Origin of the sequence: Nocardia sp. NBC_00511 (assembly GCF_045161165.1) — a bacterium.
Classification (GTDB): Bacteria; Actinomycetota; Actinomycetes; order Mycobacteriales; family Mycobacteriaceae; genus Nocardia.
Map to the genome: position 1 here is coordinate 162,991 of NZ_CP107849.1, position 20,811 is coordinate 183,801.

Sequence of the window (20,811 nt, forward strand, 5' to 3'; positions counted from 1 at the left end):
TAAAGGCTGTTCGCGTCGCTCTGGTATGGCGCGCCTCGATAGACTCACCGGGTGCCGAGGAAATCGCGCCGCGCCCGCCTCGAAGACGTCCACGAGCTGGCCCAGGCCATGCCGCACGTGACCGTGGTGGACGGTCCCGCCGGGAATCCGGTGTACCAGGTGGGCGGCAAATCCTTCGTCTTCTTCAGAACTCCGCGCCCCGACGCCAAAGACCCCGACACCGGCGAACGCTACAGCGACGTCATCGTCTTCTGGGTCCCGTCGGAGTCCGACAAACTGGCCCTCACCCAGGACCCGGACTCACCGTTCTTCACCACCGCGCACTTCGACGGCCACCTCTCGGTCCTGCTGCGCGGCAGCCGAATTCCCGAACTGTCCGTGAGCGAACTCGCGGAAGTGATTCGGGACGCCTGGCTTTCGCGCGCCTCGGCCACCCGCGGGAAACGCTGGCTGGCCGACCGGGGTGTCACCGAAGGCTCTCCGCTCGGCTGAGAGCGTCCCGCAGGGTGCTGACGATCAGGCGACTGGCCGCCCGGCCCTCCGGTGTCGGCGTCAGCGGATATACGTGCACCAGCCCCGCACCTTCGTGATAGTCGACCTCGACCCCCGCCGCCCGCGCCTTCTCCACCATCAACCGGACATCGGCCACCAGGATGTCGTGAGTGCCGCAGAACACGGTGAGCGGCCCGAGCCCGCTGAAGTCCGCGAACAACGGACTGACCTGCGGATCATGAATCGGCAGCGACCCCCGCCACTGCTCGCCCAGCACCAGACCGCCCGCCTTGCCCAGCCACGGATCGGACGGCTGGATCACCGGGATCTCCGGATTGCTCATCGACAGGTCGGTGGCTGGTGAGATCAGCACGGTCCGAGGCAGACTCGCATGTCCCTGATCGCGCAGCAGTGCCGCCGTCGACAGGGCGATCTGCCCGCCCGCGGAATCTCCGGCCAGACAGACCGCGCCGTACTCGGCGGTGTTCGCGCGCACCAGTTCCGCGAACGCCGGAATCACCCGGTCCGCGGTGCCGAACGGAATCAGCGGATAGATGGGCACCGTCACCGTGGTCCCGGCCCCCACCGCGATATCGGCGGCCAACGCCCAATGCTGCGGAGCGATCTCATTGACCCACCCGCCGCCGTGGCAGTAGACGACATTGCCACGCGGGGGAGTGGCGACTTTGCCACGCGCGGAACGAGATCGCGGCGTCACCGTGTAGATCGGCCAGCCTTCGTACCGCGACGCGGACACCGTGACATCCGACCGCAGCAGTCGCGGCGGGCCATACGACTGCGGTCGAAGACTGCGCTCACGAATGTGATTCCACGCCCCCTCCGCGCTGACGAAAGCCTGGTTCGCGCGCGTGATCCGCAGATACCAGGGCACCATTTCGCTGAGGAAGCTGGGCATCGCACCTCCATGTGCTCGGCAGCCGGTCCGCCGCCTCGACGATACCCAACCGCCGCTACTCGTGTTCGATGGTCGCTCCGGTGAGGAACGCCGACATGGCCTGTGCGACCGCATCGGGTTGATCCAACATGGAAAGCACGTAGGCGTCGTCGATTTCGACCAGCCGCGCCTTGGGGATGATCTCGGCCAGGCGGCGACCGTGCTCGCGCGGCATCACCTTGCCCGCCGAGGACCAGAGGACCAGCGCGTCACCGGAGAAGTCGCGCAGCGCTTCGGTATTCGCGATCAGCTCCGACTTGCTGCGCGGAGATCTGGCGTAGGCGAGCACATCCCGGCGGATATCCTTGTCGCGCAGGCCGGGAACGGTCCAGCCGTACGCCAGTTCATCCGCGATCGGGTAGCGCGCCATCCAGCCGAAGAGCAGCGGCGAACTCCGCAGCCACGAGATCCGTAATTGCCTGAGCGCCAGGGCGATTCCACCCGGCAGGGCAGCGGCGACAATCGCCATCTTGCCCGGCAGTCCCGGCGGGAAGTTGCCGAAAGCCTCGCACGGCAGCACGATCAACCTCCCCACTCGCTCATCGAGGCCGTACGCGGTGAGGAACAACCCGCCACCCCAATCCGAGTGCACCAGGGTGACATCCCGCAATTCCAGTGCCGCGAGGAAGTCCGCGATGACCTGGTTCAAACCCCGCATGCTGAGGTCGGCGTCCGGCTTCAGCGGTTCCGGATGTGCCCCGAACGGCAGATCCGGCAGCACATACCGGAACCCGTCCGGCAGCTTGTCGAGCACCGAGTCCCACAGCGTGTGGTTCATCAGCAGCCCGTGCAACAGCACCACCGCAGGCCCCTCCCCGCGCTCGGCATAGTGGATCCGACCTGCGGGAATATCGATAGTAGGCATATCGCCCTCCTATAGAGCAGACGCTCTAGTGCGTTTGCTCTAGTCTGGAACCATGACGGAGAAGCTGTCAACCACCGCCCGCGACCGACTGATCACCGCGGTCGCGGAACTCATGCGCACGCAGGGCTACAGCGCGATCACCGTCAAACAGATCACCACGGCCGCCAACGCCCCCATGGGCTCGCTCTACCACCACTTCCCGAACGGCAAAATTCAGATCGCCGCCGAGGCCCTGCGCACCTCGGGCGCGGCCTACATCCAGCTGCTGCCGCTGCTGATGGACGTTCACCAGGACCTCCGCGAAGCCATCCCGGCCGCGTTCGAGGCCGCCGCCGAAGTCATTTCCTCCAGCGGCTGGATGAACATGTGCCCCGTCGCTACGGTGGCAGGAGAAACGGCCGACAGCGAACCCGAACTCCGAACGGTCGCAGCCGAAGTCATGACATCCTGGATAGACCAGGGCGCAGAATATTTCGTCCAACGAGGCGTATCTCCACCCGAATCCCGAGACCTGATATTCGCAACCCTCTCCGCTCTGGAGGGTGCATTCATCCTCAGCAGAACCCTTCGCTCCACTGAGCCGCTGCTGTCGGCTGGGAAGGCAATGAAGGCGAGAATTACAGAAATTCTCGACCGTGCGGATGTGGCGAAATAGGCTGGAATATCGCAGGTCAACTTCTCGAAAATCCTTGCGATAGTGGACATTTTGGGTTCCTGATGCGATTGCGCAGGAGTAGAATGGAGGTATGAATTCGGGGGAATCATCCAACATGAGCGGTATGGCCGACCTGGTCGCCGCGGTGAATGGTGTCGCCTCCACCGATTTCACTCACTTCTCCGAGGATGAGCTCACGGAGTTCTTGCAGCAGTGCGAGATGTGCAAGCGTGTGTTGTCGGCGATGGATTCCCGGTTGATCATCGAAGTCTCCGACCGCTCCATGCCACAAACTTCCGGCGCGGGTGGGGTGGTGCGGTACCTGCGGGACACGTTGCGGCTCACCAAATACGACGCCACCTGCCGCGCGAAAGTCACCGAGCAGGTCGGTGAATTCCGTGACCCCACAGGGCATCTGCGCGAGCCTGCTCTCGCTGCCACGGCACATGCGTACGAGATCGGTGAGATCTCCCGTGACCATGTCCGCAACATCATCGAGGTCCTGCATCAGCTGCCCGACGCGGTCGACGCGGAAACCCGTACCGAGGTCGAAACCCAGTTGCTCGACTACTCGCGTGAGGGTTGGCCGGATGACCTGCCGCGCATCGGTCGTGAAATCACCGCACGCCTCGACCCCGACGGTTCCCTGACCACTGATGCGGATCGTAAGCGTATGCGGGGCATCACGATCGGTCGCCAACGCGCCGACGGCATGTCCTGGGTCCAGGGCTGGATCATGCCCACCGTTCGCACTGTCTGGGATGTGATCATTTCGAAGTACGCGCGCCCCGGTGTGTGCAACCTCGATGATCCCGAGAGCCCGAACTTGTTCTACGGCAAGGTCGACAAGGCTGTCCTCGAGGCTGCCGCGCGGCGTGACACGCGTACCGCAGCGATGCGTATTCATGATGCTCTGGCGATGGTCCTGAACCCGGACATCGATCCGGCCAAGCTCGGTAAGCACCGCGGCCTTCCGGTCCAGGCGGTCATCACGATGAGCCTGGAAGACTTGGAGAACGCGGCCGGTATCGCCAACACCGCGACTGGTACGCAGCTTTCGATCAATGAGGCGTTGAAGATGGCGGCGGGCACTAAGCCGATCCTTGCGATCTTCGACCGCCACGGCATGCCCCTGCACCTGCGCCGCGCCCGCCGCCTGGCCAGTTCGGCTCAGCGCCTCGCGTTGATTGCCTCCGAAAAGGGTTGCACCCGACCGGGATGCGATGCCCCGCCCAGCATGTGCGCGGTGCATCACGTCACCGACTGGGCCAAGGGCGGACCCACCGACCTGCGGAACCTGACCTTGGCGTGCGATCACTGCCATGCGTTGGTGAATGACGGCCCGAATGGGTGGAAAACCGTAGTGATGGGTAAGGATTCACCCTTTGCCGGTCGGACCGGGTGGATCAAGCCTCTGCCTGTCGATCCGACACAAACTCCGCAAGTCAATCATCTCCACCACAGGGCCGAGCAGATCGCGCAGTCCGTGGCACGCAGCCAGAATCGGCGAGCACGGCTCGCGTATCAAGCGCGCATCGCCCACCGCGCACCCGAATAGCGGACAGTCGCATCTCGGCCTGCCACATCCAACACGGCATTCAGCGTGCTGAAGGCTGCCCGCTGCACGACATTCGACTGTGCGCGGCCAGACATCTCCGTAAGTCGGTGCCAGCCAGCGGAACCTGCCACGCTCAGCGAGCCCATCATGCGGGCGCCACGACCACTGCCATCTGGACAGCGCAGCCGCTACGACTCGGCATATCCAGCTGTACTCGCCCATCATGCGGGCATCAGTCGGTGCGGCGGAAATGCAGACGGCGGACCTGCTGTCACGCGGGACAATCCGATGTCTCACTCGACTCGGCTGTGTCCCTCGCAGATCGAGAACTTGCTTCTCGCTAGTGCAGCCGAGCCTGCCTCGGTTCCGGCACTACCGGACTCCCTAATGCCTTGTCGGACACTCCGCATCAGCGATCAAGCCAGCTCGTACCCTGTGATAAACCCGCCCTCGGTTCACAATGCAGGCACAAAGATCGGGGAAGCGTGGTCGCGTCGGGTGCCCTGCCGGACTTGGGCTGACGCCGATACGGGAGCCGTCTCCTCTCGTCCCGGCCCAGGGACTGCACGCATTACGTTTCACCAATCCCTCCCAGAGGCCACCTGTCCGGGAAGTAGCTCGACCATCGCCGGGATTGTCGGATCCGCGCAGCCTCCGTATGTTCGCGTACCGCGGTATCAAGGTCAGGGAGCTCTCACCGTGAAATTATGTCCGGTTCACCACGGTGAGAGCTCCCTGACCTTGGTTCGAGGGTGCGGGGCTACACAGCGAGAGTAGTTGGGGCGTTTGTCTTTTCGGGTTTGTCTTGAGGGTCTTGTTCTTGCTTGTTCTTGTCCGGGCGGTCTTGGTTTTGAAAGGTGATGCGTGCAGTCCGTGGGCTGGGACCGAGGGTGGCGGCTCCCAACCTGGCGTCAGCCCAAGTCCGGTAGGGCACCCAACGCGACCACGCTAACTAAATCTCTGAGCCTGCATTGTGAACCGGTGATGGGTTTATCCAAGGGTACGAGGGAGAACCTCACCCAGCGACTACCACGTCCACCGCTACGGGAGCAGCGCCTCATCCGCCCGTCTTGACCTGAACAATGGTTCAGGTTGCAAGGTAGATCCCATGATCGCAACTACGCCATCGGCACTGCATCCGCTCAACGCCGATACCATCGCAGTTCTGGCCGAATCGCTCTCAGGCGCAACCATCGTCGGGATCGGGGAGTCGACGCGGTTCTCTCATGAGACGTTCTCCACCCGGGAGCTTGTCACCCGTGCGCTGATCAAGGACTACGGGTTTCGGACTCTCGCTGTTCAGGACACCGCTGGGGTCGGGGCGGCGATCGATCGATATGTGAGTGGGGGAGAGGGGAATGGGGTCGAGGCGTTGGGGAACGCTTGGCGGCCTTGGCGTACGGAGGAGATGGTGGGGGCGTTGGATTGGGTTCGGGAGTTCAACCGGGAGAATCCGGATGATCGGGTGCGGGTTATCGGGGTGAAGCCTGTGTTGGCGAGTGCCGATGACTATGACGCTGTGCTGGATGCGGTCAGGGGGCATGCGCCGGAACGATTGGCGGAGGTCGCGGCTCGGCTGGATCCGATTCGGACTGCTCATGTGCTGGACGAGCATGTGCAGCGGGCTAGAGGTGTGCATCCCGGGCGTCCGTTCGTCGAGCAGGCTCGTGAGGCTGCCGCGCTAGTCGCGCAGCTGCCGGAGGTTGGTGAATCCGTGCTTGCCCGAATGGATTCGATCGTCGAATACCACGCGCACAGTGTTGCCGGGCGCGGGAGTTACGCCGGTGAGGCCGAGTTGTGGGCCCAGACGATCGTCGAGGATGTGGAACGGACTGGGGCTCGAGTCGTGTATTGGGATGGCATCAGCCATGTTTCGGCTGCGCCGTCCGTCTTCGGGCTGGGCGCGAGTGCCGGATCGCAGGCCACGGTCGGGAGTGTGTTGCGGGCTCGGTTCGGGCGCGCATACGCCTCGGTGGCGATCGGGTTCCATCACGGGGATCTCGGGGTGGCGAATGTTCCGGCACCCGCCGCGGACTTCTTGGATGCGGCACTGGGTGATGCCGGTCTGTCGGAACTCTGGGTCGACTTGCGCACGGATCCGATGCCGGGCCCGGCCAAGCTGCGGGTCATCAGCGGTGTGTACGACCCGGTCCGGGATGCCGACGAGCACCTCGGGGTCAGTGATCTGCCCGAGGCGTTCGATGTCCTTGTGCACATCCGGGAGGTGTCGGCGGTGCGGTGGCTGTCGAGTTAACCGACTGTCGCCGTGACGATTCCGGGTGCGATGGTGTCGCACTCCTGGAGAAGCACCCCGCCGGGTGCCCAGATCGCGGCCCCGCCGCAGCCGGTCCACGGCCCGGCGGGGCCGACGTGATTCTCTAGGGCCACATACATATTCGAGTTGTGAGCGATCCGTGGATAGATCGTGGCGCGTTCGTGTATTCCACCGCCGGTGCCGTAGAGGGAGCTGGCCAGATGGATGTCGCAGTCGGCGGCGCGAGCGGTGAGATCGGGGAAATGGTTGTCGTAGCAGGTGGCAAGAGAGAAACGTAGACCGGCGAATTCGAAACAGCCGTCCTCGTCACCCGGGGTGAAGACGGATTGCTCGTGCGCGTAGAGGTGCTGTTTGTGATAGCGGGTGAGGAGTTCGCCATCCGGTCCGTAGACGAAAGTCGCTATGACCGGACCGTTCTCGCCGACAGCGGCGCAATTGATCACGGTGACGATGCCGCTGCCGCGCAGTGCGTCCAGCCTCGGGTCTGTGGGTTGCGTCCAGAGCGCCGGATCGGCGGCGATCCTCATGCGCTCCAGCATGGCAGTGGACTACTCAGCGGTAGCCGACAGCGTCGAAGCGCGGGAGCTGGTGGCTCATCCGGTCGCGCTTCGTGCTCAGGTAGTGGACGTTGTGCTCGGTCGGCTGGGTTTGCAGCGGAACGCGCGCGATGACAACGATGCCGTTGTCTTCCAGGCTCGCCTGCTTGGCGGGGTTGTTGCTCAGCAGACGAACGGATTCGATGTCCAAATCCGTGAGAATGGCTGCGGCGCAACCGTAGTCGCGGGCGTCGATGGGCAGGCCGAGCCGGACATTGGCGTCGACGGTGTCGGCTCCGGCGTCCTGGAGTTCGTAGGCGCGCAGCTTGTTGAGCAGGCCGATGCCGCGCCCTTCCTGCCCGCGCAGGTAGACGATCACGCCACGGCCTTCGGCGGCAACGGTTTCCAGGGCGGCGTCGAGCTGTTCGCCGCAATCGCAGCGCAGTGAACCGAAGGCGTCACCGGTGAGGCATTCGGAATGCACCCGGGTGAGAACGTCGGCGCCGGACGGTTCGCCGTACACCAGCGCAAGATGCTCCGCGCCGGAATGCGCGTCCGAATAGCCGAGCATGCGGAACTCGCCGAAGCGGGTCGGCAAACGCGTCTCCACGACACGAGTGATGCCGTGCTCCAGTCGCTTTCGATGCGCGATCAGATCGGCGATGGACACGATCGGGATATTCCAGGCACGGGCCAGGACCAGCAGTTCGGGTAGCCGAGCCATGGTGCCGTCGTCGTTCACCACCTCGGCGATGACACCGGCGGGGTGCAGTCCGGCCAATCGCATCAGGTCGACGGCGGCCTCGGTGTGGCCCGGACGACCCAGCACACCACGGGAATCCGCGCGCAGCGGGAAGACATGGCCGGGGCGTGAGAGCTGGCCGGGAGTGGTGGCGGGGTCGGCGAGCAGGCGCATGGTGTGGGCGCGGTCGGCGGCCGAAATACCGGTGCTGACACCGGCGACCGCGTCGACGGAGACGGTGTAGGCGGTGCCCTTCGGATCCTGATTGATCGAGGTCATCGGCGGCAACCGCAGCCGGTCGCAGTCCTCGCCCGTCATGGGGACGCACAGGACACCGCTGGTGTGCCGCACCAGGAATGCGATGTTCGCGGCGGTCGCGTGCTGCGCGGCGAGGATCAGGTCGCCCTCGTTCTCGCGGTCCTCGTCGTCCACCACGAGCACCATGCCGCCCGCGGCGACAGCGGCCACAGCCGCAGCGATGTCGTCGAGTTCACCGGTCATCGTCGACCACCTCCTCCGGGCCGCTCGGGACGTCGGCCTATTTCCAATAGAAATATGCCGAGCCGAGAACATCGAGGTCAGGTCCCAGTCACCGGTCCACTCCGCGGTGGATACAGCGAACGGCCCGGAGGCGAGAAGCCTCCGGGCCGTTGGTCACTCACGCGGTGACGAGGACTGTCAGGCCGCCTCGCCGCCGGTGGCCGCGGTGCGGCCGTGCTTCATGATGAGCGCACCGACCAGCGCCACCGCCGCGGAGATCGCGACGAAGTAGAAACTGATCTCGTACCCCTTGTCGGCGTACAGCAGCGGAATCTCCTTGGTGACCGGTGGCGCACCCGCGACGTTCACGACCGCCTTCACCGGGTTGGCGGCGAGGAACGCCGTCGCCACCGCGAGACCGATGCCCGCGCCCATGGCCTGCATGACGCCCAGCATGCCCGCACTGATGCCCTGCTGTTGTGCCGGAACGGCTTCCACGATCAGGTTCGGTGTGGAGGCGTAGTACAGCGCGAACGCGATGCCGTACACCACGCTGATCAGTGCCTGCGTCTGCCAGCCGTGTGAGAGAGCCGCGTAGGCCAGACCGCTGCCGGTGAAGATGACCAGCGCCGTGACCAGTGGCCAGCGAGCGCCGGAGCGCCGGATCCACAGACCGCCGAGGAAACCGAACAGCATGGCGATCAACGACTGCGCCAGGGTGACGTGGGTGGCGTACTTCAGCAGCGTGAAGTTGTTGCCGTAGCTGTAACTCGGATCCAGATCCACCTTCACCATGTCGGGTGGCAGATGCTGGTACACGGCTTCCGGTGGCACCTGCGCGTTCACGACCTCGGGGGTCACCTGCGCGTTCACGGTGTCGGTCAACTGCTTGACGACGGCGGGCGGCAGGTCCATGCCCGGCGGCATCGCGGCCTTGGCCTGCGCCTCGGCGGCGGCGAGCCCCTGGGCCCGTGCCTGGGTGAGCGCCTGGGCCTGGGCCTGAGCGAGCGCACCCTGCTTCACCTGATCCCAGGTGGCGTCCTTGACCTGCGACACCACCTCGGAGGCGGGCGGCGACTGGGTCATGTAACCCGTTGCGTAGGACTGGTATCCGATGATGAACGAGGCGAGCAGACCGATGAAAAGCACCACGCTCACCTTGGGGGTGAACAGCAGCTTCATATCCATGATCGGCTGCTTGGCCCGCATTTCCACGATCGGGAACACCGCCAGCAGCACCAGGCCGCCGATCAGCCACGCCAACGTGGAGGGCTTGGTCCAACCCCAGTCCTGGCCCTTGTCCAGGTACACCAGGGTCAGGGTGGCGCCGGCGCCGAGCAGTGCCGCGCCGATGACGTCCAGGCGCTGCGGAGTGCGCAGCTTCGATTCCGGCACCACGATGATCAGCAGCGGAATCATGATCACGGTGAAGATGAACAGGAACCAGAACAGTCCACGCCAGCTGGTGTGATCGGTGATGTAGCCGCCGATCAGCGGCCCGGCCAGCGCGGAGACGCCCAGACCGGTCGAGGCGATGCCCAGGCCGATGGGAACGAGCTTGCGCGGCATCAGGTCCCGGATCAGACCGTAGGACACCACGGTGGTGGCGATGGCCGACGCTTCGAGCGCACGGCCGACCAGGAACACCGCCCAGTTGCTGGTGATGGCGCACATGGCGGTGCCGATCAGGAACAGCACGCCACAGACCAGGAACATCTTCTTCTTGCCGTAGATGTCGCTGAGCTTGCCGATCAGCGGCGACACGGCGGCACCGAAGACGCCGAAGATGATGATGGCCCAGTTGAGGTTCGCGCCCTCGTTCGGGAAGGTGGGAGCGATCTGCCGCAGCGCCGACGAGACCATGACGTACTGCATCGGAGAAACTTCGGTGAACAGCACGATGATCGCGAGAACCGAGTAGATCCTCAGCTTCGACGCGCCGTCGAGGCGGCCGGAATCGTCAGGCGCGGAGCTCGGGGGCACCGCGGTGTCGACGGAGGTGGACATATTGCGTCCTCTTGGGTGGGTAGGTAACACGATGATGTGAACCGTGTCACGCGCACCCAGCGCCGACTATGAGCAAGTCCGTTCAGTGGGAATCGCCGGAATTTTGTTTCTTCGCAGGCTTGCGGCGGCTACGCTGCCTGGCCAGCTTGTCGAGATCGGCCAGCAGATCCTGCGCGAATTCCTTCTCGGCCTCGTAATGGCGTACACACCAGCGCAGTACCGCGCTCGGGTAGGCCCAGTCCGGATTGACCTCCGCGCCGTCGGCGTCGGCCTGCGCCCGGCGGCGCATGGTCTCGGTGTATTCGATGTGCTGCGTGAGGATCTCGCGCATCCGATCGGGTTCGGCCAGATGTCCCAGCCAAGCCCGCAGCATCACACTGTGTTTGAGCACGGGCGCTTCGACGGGGGAGTTGTTGACCCAGTTCGACGCCGCCTCCCGCCCGCTGTCGGTGATGGCGTACATGCGCTTGCCGCGCATCCCGTCCTCCGACACCACGGTGCGCGAGGTGGCATAGCCGTGCTTCTCCAGGCGTTTGAGCTCCGCGTAGATCTGGCTGAACGACGGACTCCAATAGAAGAACTGCAGACTCCAGTCCGCCCACTTCTTCAGGTCGTACCCGGAGAGTTCTTCGGCGTGCGACAGCATTCCGAGAACCGCCCACGCCGTCGTGGGCAGTTCCGGAATCGGCTGCTGCGCTTCGGAATGAGCGGCGCGCGCCATGCCATCGGCCATCATCGAACTGTATCGCCCCCGCATGCCGGCACTCCGCTCAACGCCAGTGTGCGCGACGCGGGAACAGGGTGCGACCGGCCTCGTGCGCGACCTCGAGCACGACGCGGGCCAGCCGGTCGTAGCTCATGCCGTCGGCGCGACCCGACAGCGACAGCGCGGCGGGCGCGGTGCCACGGCCCCGCAACGGTGCGGCGACACAGGCGATTCCGGCGACGGCCTCTTCGCGGTCGATGGCGACGCCCTGCCGCAGCCGGATCTGCGCGAGTTCACGCGAGAGCGCCTCGGGCTCGCAGATGGTGCGCGGGGTGAGCTTCGGCAGCCGGGTGCGCAGCGCGGCCTCGGCGATGTTCGGTTCCAGACAGGCCAGCATGGCCTTGCCGAGAGCCGTTGCGTGCGCGGGCATCCGGCCACCCAGGCGGGTGGGCAGGCTGGCGGCGAAGCGGCCGCCGGCCTTGTCCAGGTAGACCACGTCGCGCCCGTCGAGGACGGCGAGGTGACCGACCATGCCGGTGCGCTGGCTCAGCTCGTGCAGCAGCGGGCTGACGGCGTCGCGAATCTCATTGTGATCAGCGGTGAGTCCGCCGAGCTCGAGAGCTCGCATGCCCAGGCGGTAGCCGCCCGAGGTGTGGGCCAGCCAGCGCAGCTTGATCATCTGATCGAGGATCCGGTGCACGGTCGAGCGCGGCAGTCCGGTGCGCTCGACCAGACCGAGCAGCGTGAGGGTGGGGGTGGAAGCGTCGAATGCGTCCAGGATCAAGGTCATTCGCTCGATCATCGAGACCGGGACCTCGGCAGCGGCGCGAGTGTCCTTGGCGCGCATGGGATTGTGCGGGTGTCGTGTCTCCGCCGGAGGGAGCATGGTGACGGACATATGTACCTCCGTTGGTTCATATCCAGTCTAGGGGTATTCCGATTAGGCATGTACCTGTGTCGGACCTTGTGCTACCCATCACAGTGCCCTGCGCCACAACCTGGGGAATCGGGAGAACTACGTAAAACCTACGGATACGTGTCCCGATGACCGAACCACGATGTTGACGCCATCTGGCCGCGACCTGCTGTCATGACTCCTAGCTATATTTCGGATCGAAATAAGGAGGCGCCGTGGATCCGGTCCTGGATCAGGTCCCGACCATCGACGCGACGGCATTCAAGACCGTTCTGGGGCGCTTCGCCTCGGGAGTCACCGTGATCACCGCCCTTGACGAGGGCGAGCCCATCGGCTTCGCGTGCCAGTCGTTCGCATCGCTGTCCATCGACCCGCCGCTGGTGAGTTTCTTCCCGGCGCGGACCTCGAGCACCTGGCCGCGGATTCGCGAGGTCGGACGGTTCTGCGTCAATATCCTCGCCGACGATCAGACCGACATGTGCCGCCAGCTCGGACGTCCCGGCCCGGACAAGTTCACCGGTGTCGAGTGGACCCGCTCCGGTAACGGTTCTCCGCTGCTGACCGGGGCCATGGCGTCCATCGACTGCTACCTCTACGACGAGGTGGACGGCGGCGACCACACCATCGTCATCGCGCGGGTGACCGGATTGACCGAGCACTCCGAGGCGCGGCCGCTGCTGTTCTACCGCGCGGCGTTCAACCGGCTCGGTGAGCAATAGCTTTCGGCTCTGACTCGCGTCTCGCAGACCAAACGGCACAGCCCGTCCAGTGGGACTGCACTGTCGCGGCCGTCACATCGACGGCAACCATCGAAGCAAGGCAAGGGAGAGGAATTCACATGACCAGCGCGGAGAGCGAAGTGCGAGTGATCGACGCGGGCGCACCGCCCACCCGATTCGCGCGCGGCTGGCACTGTTTGGGCCTGGCCGACTCCTTCCGGGACGGAAAGCCGCACACCGTCAAGGCTTTCGGCACCGAGATCGTGGTGTTCGCGGCCGAGGACGGGGCGCTCAACGTGCTCAACGCCTACTGCCCGCACATGGGCGGCAACCTGGCCGACGGCACCGTCAAGGGCGACTCCATCGCCTGCCCGTTCCACGACTGGCGCTGGAACGGCAAGGGCAAGTGCACCGGCATTCCCTATGCCCGCCGGGTGCCGCCGCTGGCCCGCACCAAGGCGTGGCCGACCATGGTCGAGAACCGGATGCTGTTCGTCTGGAACGACCCGGAGGGCAAGCAGCCCCCGGCCGAGCTCGCCATTCCGCGCATCGACGCGGCCTTCAGCGACGAGTGGACCGACTGGACCTGGAACTCCATGGTCGTCGACGCCAACTGCCGCGAGGTCGTCGACAACGTGGTGGACATGGCGCACTTCTTCTACGTGCACTACGGCTTCCCGACCTTCTTCAAGAACGTCTTCGAGGGCCACACCGCCACCCAGATCATGACCAACGTTTCCCGCGAGGACACCATGGGCGCGACCGCTAAGGCCTTGGGCGGCAAGAACGTTCTGGAGTCCGCGGCCTCCTACTACGGCCCCTCGTACATGATCGATTACCTGGAGAGCAAGAGCCCCAGCGGCCTGACCGTTGAGGGTTACCTGATCAACTGCCACTACCCGATCAGCGAGAACCAGTTCGTGCTGATGTACGGCGCGATCGCCAAGAAGCCCACCGGGATGCCCGCCGAACAGGCCGACGAGATCGCGACCAAGTTCGTGAGCGGACTGGGCCGGGGCTTCGAGCAGGACGTCGCGATCTGGAAGCGCAAGTCGCGCATCAACAATCCGCTGCTGTGCGAGGAGGACGGGCCGGTCTACCAGCTGCGTCGCTGGTACGAGCAGTTCTACACCGATGTCGCCGACATCAAGGACGAGATGACCGACCGCTTCGAATACGAGGTGGACACCACCCGCGCCGTCACCGCGTGGGAGGCCGAGGTCGCCGACAACCTGGCCAAGCGCGCCGCCGACAGCGACCCGCACACCGCGGCCCACGCCTGAGAGGCATTGCCATGGAGAAGGTTTCGTGCCGATCCTGCGGGACGTGCGTGCTGGTGGAGAAGTACAGCGACCAGCACACCAGCGTGCAGTGGAACAAGACGGCGACCGCGGACTGCACGGAGCTGGCTAGCGCGGGTCTGCGGTCACACACCTGCGGGGCGCTGCGCGCCAGCATCGACGAGGCGGTCACCTCGGGTGCGTTGAGCGTCAGCACGCGTGACGTGGACGTACGCACCCGAGGCCGGACCCTGGCCTGAATTCCAGGTGGGCCGATCGGCACCGTTGACGGTCGGCCTCCATCTGCGGTTACCCGGTCTTCACGGGATCGAAACGCGGGATCGGGAAATGGGTCGGAACGGATCGAGAAACAGAGCACAGGAATGGAACTGAGGGACCGATGACAGTGGTGGACTTCGAGGTGGACGCGGTGGTGGAGACCGCGCAGGCGAACGGGATCGCCGCCGTGCGGATCGTGCGCGTGGTGCGCGAGACCTCGGACGCGATATCACTGGAACTCGCCCCCGACACCGAGCAGGCCGGGAAGTTCGACTACCGGCCCGGCCAGTTCCTGACCCTGCGCATCCCCAGTGACCGCACCGGATCGGTGAGCCGCTGTTATTCGCTGTCCAGCGCGCCGCACGAGGACGGGCCGCTCAAGGTGACCGTGAAGCGCACCGCCGAGGGCTACGGCTCGAACTGGCTGTGCGACAACGCCGCCGAGGGCATGCGGCTGGACGTGCTGCCGCCCGCCGGGCTGTTCACGCCCGGTTCGCTGGACAACGACCTGCTGCTGTTCGCGGGTGGCAGCGGGATCACACCGGTGCTGTCGATCCTGAAATCCGTGCTGGCCCAGGGGACCGGGCACTGCACGCTGGTCTACGCCAACCAGCACGAGAATTCGGTCATCTTCGCCGGGGAGCTCGCGGAACTGGTTGCCGCTCACCCGGATCGGCTGCTGGTGCTGCACTGGTTGCAGTCGGTTCAAGGTCTGCCGAGTGTGGCCCAGTTGGCCGCGCTGGCTCGTCCGTGGGCGGGCCGGGAGGTTTTCGTCTGCGGTCCCGGGCCGTTCATGGACGCGGTCGCCGCCGCCATGGCCGACCTCGGTGCGGATCGCAAGCTCGTGCACATCGAGAAGTTCGTATCGCTGTCGGGCAATCCGTTCGAAACCGACACTGCCGCAGCCGACATCGACACCACCGATGCCGCTGTCGCGCGGGTCGAGCTCGACGGGGAGAACCACGAGGTCACCTGGCCGCGGCAGCAGACGCTGCTCGACGCCATGCTCGCCAAGGGGCTCGACGCGCCCTACTCCTGCAAGGAAGGCGCGTGCAGTGCCTGCGTGTGCCGGGTGGTGACCGGTGAGGTGAGCATGCGGCGCAACGAGATCCTCGAGGAGGACGACCTCGCCGACGGCTATGTGCTCGCCTGCCAGGCCGTTCCGGTCACCGACGACGTCACCGTCACCTATTCCTGAGTTTCTTTTCTACCCATAGGAGATTCCCATGGCCGCGTTCGCCTCACTCGGATACGTCCGGGCTCGCATCGCCGACGTCGACGCCTGGCGCGCCTTCGCCTTCGACACCATCGGTTTCGCCGAAGGCAGTGGGCCCAACGCCGATTCGCTCTACCTGCGCGTCGACGAGCACACCTATCGCCTCGAACTGGTGCCCGGCGACCGCGATGAGGTCATCGCCGTCGGCTGGCAGGTCGCCGACCGCCGCTCGCTGCAACTGGTGCGCGAGACGCTGGAGAAGGCGGGGATCGCGGTCAGCACGCTGAGCACCGCCGAGGCCGTCGCCCGGCACGTCGAGGAGGCCATCGCCTTCGTCGACCCGTCCGGGTTCACCATCGAGGTGTTCCACGGGCCGCTGCTGGACCACAGCCCGGTCGTCGGGAAGTTCGGAAACCGGTTCGTCACCGGCGATCTCGGCCTCGGGCACGTGGTGCTGCCGGTGCGCGACATCGAGGAGGCGCGCCAGTTCTACACCGACATCCTGGGATTCGCCTCGCGCGGCTCCTTCCGGGTCGGGCCGCCGGAGCATCCGATCTGGATCCGTTTCATGGGCGTCAACCCGCGCCACCACAGCCTCGCGCTGATCCCGGGCAGCCGGTCCGACGGCCCCGGCATCGTGCACATCATGGTCGAGGTCGACGCGCTCGACGATGTCGGCCGGGCGCTGGACCGCGTCAACAAGGCGGGCTACCACCTGTCCTCGACGCTGGGCCGCCACACCAACGACAAGATGATCTCCTTCTACGTCCGCACCCCGGGCGGCTGGGATCTCGAATTCGGCTGTGAGGGATCGTTGGTCGGCGACGACTACGTCGCCGAGGAGATGACCGCCGACAGCTACTGGGGCCACGAATGGGCCCGCGGCTGACCTTCCGCACCTCTCCGAACACGAAGGACTTGGCATGCGCGCGGTCGTGATGCGGAATCGGAAACTCGTAGTGGACGAGATCCCCGAACCGGTACCCGGACCCGGACAGGTGCTGGTCGAGACCATCGCCTGCGGCATCTGCGGCTCGGACAAACAGGCACTCGACCACACCGACGAGTTCCTACAGGCCTCACGCGACAGCGGGGTGCCGACCTTCCTGTTCGACCCGCACCGCGACATGGTGATGGGGCACGAGCTGGCGGCGCGCGTCATCGGCGCGGGACCCGACACTCCGTTCGTGGAGGGGCAGAACGTGGTCGCGCTGCCGTGGGCCCTCGACAAGGCCGGCGGCATCCACGGTGTCGGGTACTCCAACGAGTTTCCCGGCGGGTACGGCGAGCGAATGGTGTTGCAGGCCATGGCACTCGAACCCATTCCCGAGCATGTGCCACCGCAGGTGGCCGCGCTCACCGAACCCCTGGCCGTCGGCTTCGGGAACGTGGCGCGCACCGGCATCGGGCCGGACGGCACCGGGATCGTGATCGGTTGCGGGCCGGTGGGTTTGGGAGCGGTCGCGGCGCTGGCCGAGCGTGGGGTCGCGCCGATCGTGGCATCGGATCCCTCGGCGTTGCGTCGCGCGGCGGCGCTGCGGCTCGGTGCGCACCGGGTGGTCGATCCGGGCGTCGAGGATCCGGTGGAGGTGTGGCAGGAACTCGCCGCTCCCGGTCAGAAGCTTCACGTCTGGGTGTGCGCCTCGGTTCCGGGACTGCTCAACGATCTGATGTACAAGGTGCCGCGCGAGACCTCGATTCTGCAGATCGGCGCGGTGATGACCGACGACATCATTCGACCGATCGTCGGCATCTACAAGGACATCTCGTTGCAGATGTGCATGGTCTATCCGCACGAGGAATACGCGAAGACGTTGCGCCGCATCGCCGACGGCACCGTCGACGCCGCCTCGCTGATCACCGATGAGGTGGGACTCGACGGCGTCGCCGACGCCATCGAATCCCTCCGCAATCCGGACGACCACATTCAGATCCTGGTCCGTCCGAACAGGTAAGGCCGCCTCAGTCGGTGAAAGTGATTCGGACGGTTACCGGGTCGCTTTCCAGGGCCGCGAACACGCTGCGGGTGAACGGGGCCAGGGCCGGGTGCGGGGCGAAGGTGCGGCTGCGGGCGATCACGTCGTCGTCGGGGAGCAGGACGGCGGTACCGGTGCGCCAGCTGTCGCCCTGGCGGACACGGACCTTCGGGTTCGCGGAGATATTGAGACCCCAGCCGGAGCGCAGGCCGTGCTGGCAGATGGCGTACGCGCCATCGGCGTCGAAGAGCAGCGAGACAGGGACCCGGCGCGGCTGCCCAGATTTGCGGCCGACGGTTTCGATCTCGCTGGCGAAGGCGGTGCGGATGCCCACCTTGTCCAGGGCGCGCACGGTCGGGTTCACGACGTAGCGGCCCATGGTGCGTTCCATCCGGAACTTGCGGGCGGCCTTGTCGGTGGTCGAACGCGGGGTGCCGGTGCGCTTGCTGCGGAAGGCGTCGAAACCGTTGCGGCGCAGCATGGTCGCGGCGGTGCGCCAGGGCGAGCGCTCCAGATCGGGGTCCTTGCCCGCGCCGATCAGGTGGATCTGGTCGGTGTGCCACTGCAGGTCGAGCGCGCCGTCCATCGACTTCAGGTTGGCGTTCGACTTCAGCCGCTGCGGCAGGTTGAGGCTGATGTCGGGCTGGGGCAGCACCTCGGTGCGCGCGGCGAGCAGATCGCCTGCGGCGGTGGGGAACAGGACCGTGGGGCGGCCCAGGCCGACCATGTCGCAGGTGCCGCCGGAGACGGCCTCGGTCATGGCGGCGCGGGAGCGGAAACCGCCGGTGACCACGATCGGCACCGAACCGGCTGCGGCGCGGGCGGTTTCGGCGTAGTCGAGGAAGTAGGCTCCGCGGGCGCGGGTGCTGGCCGACTTGGCGTCGGAGCGGCCCATCATGGCGGGGGATTCGTAAGTGCCGCCGCTGATCTCGAACAGGTCGACCTGTTCGGCGGACAGTTCCTCGATCACCGCGCGGGACTCGTCCTCGGTGAAGCCACCGCGCTGGAAGTCGGCGGAGTTGAGCTTGATGCCCAGCCCGAAACCGGGGCTCACCGCCGCGCGAATGCTGCGCGCCACCTCCACCACGAACTGACGTCGCCGCTCGGCGTCGCCACCCCAGGCGTCGGTGCGCTGATTCGAACGCGGAGAAAGGAACTGGGAGACGAGGTAGCCGTGCGCGCCGTGGATCTGCACACCGTCGAAACCGGCGGCCTCCGCGACCCGGGCGGCGCGGCCGAAGCGGGCGATGATGTCGAGGATCTCGGCCTCGGTCAGCTCCCGCGGGGCGGGGACGCCGGGGATGCCCATGGCGATCGGCGAGGGCGCGACGGCGCGGGTGCGGGTGACGATCGGATTGGCTTGGCGGCCGGGGTGATTGAGCTGCACCCAGACCTTCGCGCCGCCGTCCTTGGCGATCTTGGCCCAGCGGGTCAGCGCGTCGAGGTGGCGCTCGTCCTCCATGGCCACATTGCCGGGCTCACCGCAGTGGCGGCGATCGACCATGACATTGCCGGTGACGATGAGACCGTAACCGCCCTCGGCCCAGCGGCCGTAGAGCCGTTCCAGGCGGACATCGGGGGCATTGTCGCCGTTCGCCAAACCCTCGCTGAGCGCGGATTTCATAATGCGGTTGGGTAGTACCTGGCCGCTGGCCAGCGGCAGGGGATCGTGGAGGGTCGTCATCTGTGGCCCCGAATTCCTCGTCGAAGGAGTGAGCGGAGGTCTACGCTATGGTAGACCAATCGGTATATCCGAAACGGTAGTACACCGATCGGTATACAGCAAGGAGGAACCGACCATGGGTGCCCGCGACCGCCTCATCGACAGCGCCATCGCTCTCATGCGCTGCAATGGCATCGCCGGAACCGGAATCGCTCAGCTGCTCGACCACAGCGGCATCTCGCGCCGGTCCATCTATCTGAACTTCCCCGGCGGCAAATCCGAACTCGTCGCCGAGGCCACCCGCACCGCCGGGCAGGCCTCCAGCGCGCTGATGCGCACCATCACCGGTGGCACCGACCTGGCCAGCGCCATCGCCGCCTTCCCGGGCATGTGGCGTGAGGTTCTGGTATCGAGCGACTTCACCGCGGGCTGCCCGATCGTGGCCGCGGCACTGGGCCGTTCGGAATCCCCGGAGGCCGCCGACGTGGCGGGGGAGACCTTCGTCGAATGGGAAGGCATCCTGGCCGAACGCCTGGAAGCCGAACAGGTCGCGCCCGAGACCGCGCGATCGTTGGCCACCACCATCGTGGCGGCCGTCGAAGGTGCGGTCGTCATGTCGCTGGCGACCCGGACCACCGCGCCACTGGAGCGGGCCGGGAAGCAGCTCGCCGAACTGGTGGCACTGCACACCGGCAAGCGCAGCAACGTGGCCTGAACGGCTTCCCGGACACCGGTATTCAGCCGACGCTGACACCGCCGTCGATCGTCACCACCGTGCCGGTCGTATAGGCCGACCGGTCCGAGGCGAGAAACGCTGCCATATCGGCGATTTCGCGCGGGTGCGCGGGGCGGCCGAACGGCATGTCCCCGGCCATCTCGCGGAAGCGGTCGCTGGCCTCGATCATGGCGGTGATGCGCGCGGTCGCCACCGGACCCGGATTGATGCCGACCACCCGGATGCCGTCGCGCCAGCTGCGGCCGCCGAGGGCACGGGTGAACGCCATCAGCGCCGCATTGCCGGTGCCGCCCGCGATGTAGTCGGCGGTCGGCCGCTCACCCGCCTGGCCGATCACGTTCACGATCACCCCGTGGCCGCGCTCGCGCATGCGGGCATAGGTGAGCCGGGTCAGGTTGATGTACCCGAACACCTTCAGCTCCCAGGCGTGCCGCCAGAGGTCCTCGTCGACGACGTCGAGCGTTCCGGCGGGGACGTCCCCGGCGTTGTTGACCAGAATGTCCGGCGCGCCAACGGCTTCCGACAATCCGGCGAGCTCCTCAGCGGATCGCAGATCGACCGCGTGGGCATGTGCGCGCACGCCGTACTCCGCGCGCAGTTGCTCGGCGAGTTCCTCCAGCCGGTCCTTGCTGCGTGCGGCCAGGTGCACCTCGCACCCTTCCTCGGCCAGTACCCGGGCGATCTCCGCGCCGATGCCCGCCGACGCGCCTGTGATCAGCGCTGTCCGCCCCGTGAGACCCAAGTCCATCGGCTAT

20 protein-coding genes are annotated in these 20,811 nt (G+C 66.1%); 11 read left to right on the forward strand and 9 right to left on the reverse strand.

Translation table 11 applies throughout. The annotated features are described in order from the left end of the window. Nucleotides 1-108 precede the first annotated feature (108 nt). Complete coding sequence (locus tag OG300_RS00785) at nt 109-492, forward strand: hypothetical protein (protein WP_405498865.1); 384 nt, start codon at nt 109-111, stop codon at nt 490-492. On the opposite strand, the gene OG300_RS00790 is transcribed toward OG300_RS00785, so the two are convergent. Continuing rightward, nucleotides 467-1,408 (reverse strand): alpha/beta hydrolase, encoded by a 942-nt coding sequence (locus tag OG300_RS00790; protein WP_405491057.1) that lies wholly within the window; start codon nt 1,406-1,408, stop codon nt 467-469. The two genes, OG300_RS00785 and OG300_RS00790, sit on opposite strands and share 26 nt — an antisense overlap. 55 nt (nt 1,409-1,463) lie before the next feature. Further along, the gene (locus OG300_RS00795; RefSeq protein WP_405491059.1) at nt 1,464-2,312 is read right to left on the reverse strand and encodes an alpha/beta fold hydrolase; all 849 of its coding nucleotides are present in this window, start codon (nt 2,310-2,312) and stop codon (nt 1,464-1,466) included. Nucleotides 2,313-2,364: 52 nt separating this feature from the next. Here OG300_RS00795 and OG300_RS00800 point away from each other — a divergent pair, with 52 nt between their 5' ends. From OG300_RS00800 to OG300_RS00810, 3 genes are all read left to right on the forward strand, one after another. Continuing rightward, on the forward strand, nt 2,365-2,967 hold the full coding sequence (locus OG300_RS00800) for a TetR/AcrR family transcriptional regulator (RefSeq protein ID WP_405491061.1): 603 nt from the start codon (nt 2,365-2,367) through the stop codon (nt 2,965-2,967). A 91-nt stretch (nt 2,968-3,058) separates the two neighbouring features. Further along, nucleotides 3,059-4,525 (forward strand): DUF222 domain-containing protein, encoded by a 1,467-nt coding sequence (locus OG300_RS00805; RefSeq protein WP_405491063.1) that lies wholly within the window; start codon nt 3,059-3,061, stop codon nt 4,523-4,525. 1,108 nt (nt 4,526-5,633) lie between these two features. Continuing rightward, the gene (locus OG300_RS00810) at nt 5,634-6,779 is read left to right on the forward strand and encodes an erythromycin esterase family protein (RefSeq protein ID WP_405491065.1); all 1,146 of its coding nucleotides are present in this window, start codon (nt 5,634-5,636) and stop codon (nt 6,777-6,779) included. On the opposite strand, the gene OG300_RS00815 is transcribed toward OG300_RS00810, so the two are convergent. The 5 genes from OG300_RS00815 to OG300_RS00835 form a co-directional block, all read right to left on the reverse strand. Beyond that, on the reverse strand, nt 6,776-7,327 hold the full coding sequence (locus OG300_RS00815) for a carbon-nitrogen hydrolase family protein (protein WP_405491067.1): 552 nt from the start codon (nt 7,325-7,327) through the stop codon (nt 6,776-6,778). The two genes, OG300_RS00810 and OG300_RS00815, sit on opposite strands and share 4 nt — an antisense overlap. Nucleotides 7,328-7,352: 25 nt before the next feature. Continuing rightward, nucleotides 7,353-8,579 (reverse strand): bifunctional 3,4-dihydroxy-2-butanone-4-phosphate synthase/GTP cyclohydrolase II, encoded by a 1,227-nt coding sequence (locus OG300_RS00820; protein ID WP_405491069.1) that lies wholly within the window; start codon nt 8,577-8,579, stop codon nt 7,353-7,355. Between the two features lie 177 nt (nt 8,580-8,756). Further along, nucleotides 8,757-10,565: an MFS transporter gene (locus OG300_RS00825; protein ID WP_405491071.1), complete on the reverse strand. Its 1,809-nt coding sequence runs from the start codon at nt 10,563-10,565 to the stop codon at nt 8,757-8,759. Nucleotides 10,566-10,647: 82 nt separating this feature from the next. Next, entirely contained in the window at nt 10,648-11,298 is a 651-nt protein-coding gene (locus OG300_RS00830; RefSeq protein WP_405491073.1) for a PadR family transcriptional regulator, read from the reverse strand. A gap of 37 nt (nt 11,299-11,335) precedes the next feature. Further along, nucleotides 11,336-12,169, reverse strand: a complete 834-nt coding sequence (locus tag OG300_RS00835; protein ID WP_405491075.1) for an IclR family transcriptional regulator — start codon at nt 12,167-12,169, stop codon at nt 11,336-11,338. A 233-nt stretch (nt 12,170-12,402) separates the two neighbouring features. Here OG300_RS00835 and OG300_RS00840 point away from each other — a divergent pair, with 233 nt between their 5' ends. From OG300_RS00840 to OG300_RS00865, 6 genes are all read left to right on the forward strand, one after another. After that, nucleotides 12,403-12,906, forward strand: coding sequence for a flavin reductase family protein (locus OG300_RS00840; protein ID WP_405491077.1), 504 nt, complete (start codon nt 12,403-12,405; stop codon nt 12,904-12,906). A gap of 119 nt (nt 12,907-13,025) precedes the next feature. Further along, complete coding sequence (locus tag OG300_RS00845; protein WP_405491079.1) at nt 13,026-14,189, forward strand: Rieske 2Fe-2S domain-containing protein; 1,164 nt, start codon at nt 13,026-13,028, stop codon at nt 14,187-14,189. A gap of 11 nt (nt 14,190-14,200) precedes the next feature. Further along, nucleotides 14,201-14,446 carry a hypothetical protein gene (locus tag OG300_RS00850; RefSeq protein WP_405491081.1) on the forward strand — a complete coding sequence of 82 codons (246 nt, stop codon included), beginning with the start codon at nt 14,201-14,203 and terminating at the stop codon, nt 14,444-14,446. A gap of 170 nt (nt 14,447-14,616) precedes the next feature. Further along, complete coding sequence (locus OG300_RS00855; RefSeq protein ID WP_405498866.1) at nt 14,617-15,663, forward strand: 2Fe-2S iron-sulfur cluster-binding protein; 1,047 nt, start codon at nt 14,617-14,619, stop codon at nt 15,661-15,663. 28 nt (nt 15,664-15,691) lie between these two features. Next, nucleotides 15,692-16,570, forward strand: a complete 879-nt coding sequence (locus OG300_RS00860; RefSeq protein WP_405491083.1) for a VOC family protein — start codon at nt 15,692-15,694, stop codon at nt 16,568-16,570. Nucleotides 16,571-16,604: 34 nt separating this feature from the next. Next, nucleotides 16,605-17,636: a zinc-binding dehydrogenase gene (locus tag OG300_RS00865; protein ID WP_405491085.1), complete on the forward strand. Its 1,032-nt coding sequence runs from the start codon at nt 16,605-16,607 to the stop codon at nt 17,634-17,636. A gap of 7 nt (nt 17,637-17,643) precedes the next feature. Here the strand turns inward: OG300_RS00865 and OG300_RS00870 are convergent, their stop codons facing one another. Then, nucleotides 17,644-19,341 (reverse strand): nitroreductase family deazaflavin-dependent oxidoreductase, encoded by a 1,698-nt coding sequence (locus OG300_RS00870; RefSeq protein WP_405491087.1) that lies wholly within the window; start codon nt 19,339-19,341, stop codon nt 17,644-17,646. Nucleotides 19,342-19,456: 115 nt separating this feature from the next. Between OG300_RS00870 and OG300_RS00875 the strand changes: the two genes are divergently transcribed. Next, entirely contained in the window at nt 19,457-20,035 is a 579-nt protein-coding gene (locus tag OG300_RS00875) for a TetR/AcrR family transcriptional regulator (protein ID WP_405491089.1), read from the forward strand. 22 nt (nt 20,036-20,057) lie between these two features. Here the strand turns inward: OG300_RS00875 and OG300_RS00880 are convergent, their stop codons facing one another. Beyond that, nucleotides 20,058-20,804 (reverse strand): short-chain dehydrogenase/reductase, encoded by a 747-nt coding sequence (locus OG300_RS00880; RefSeq protein ID WP_405491091.1) that lies wholly within the window; start codon nt 20,802-20,804, stop codon nt 20,058-20,060. Nucleotides 20,805-20,811: the final 7 nt, after the last annotated feature.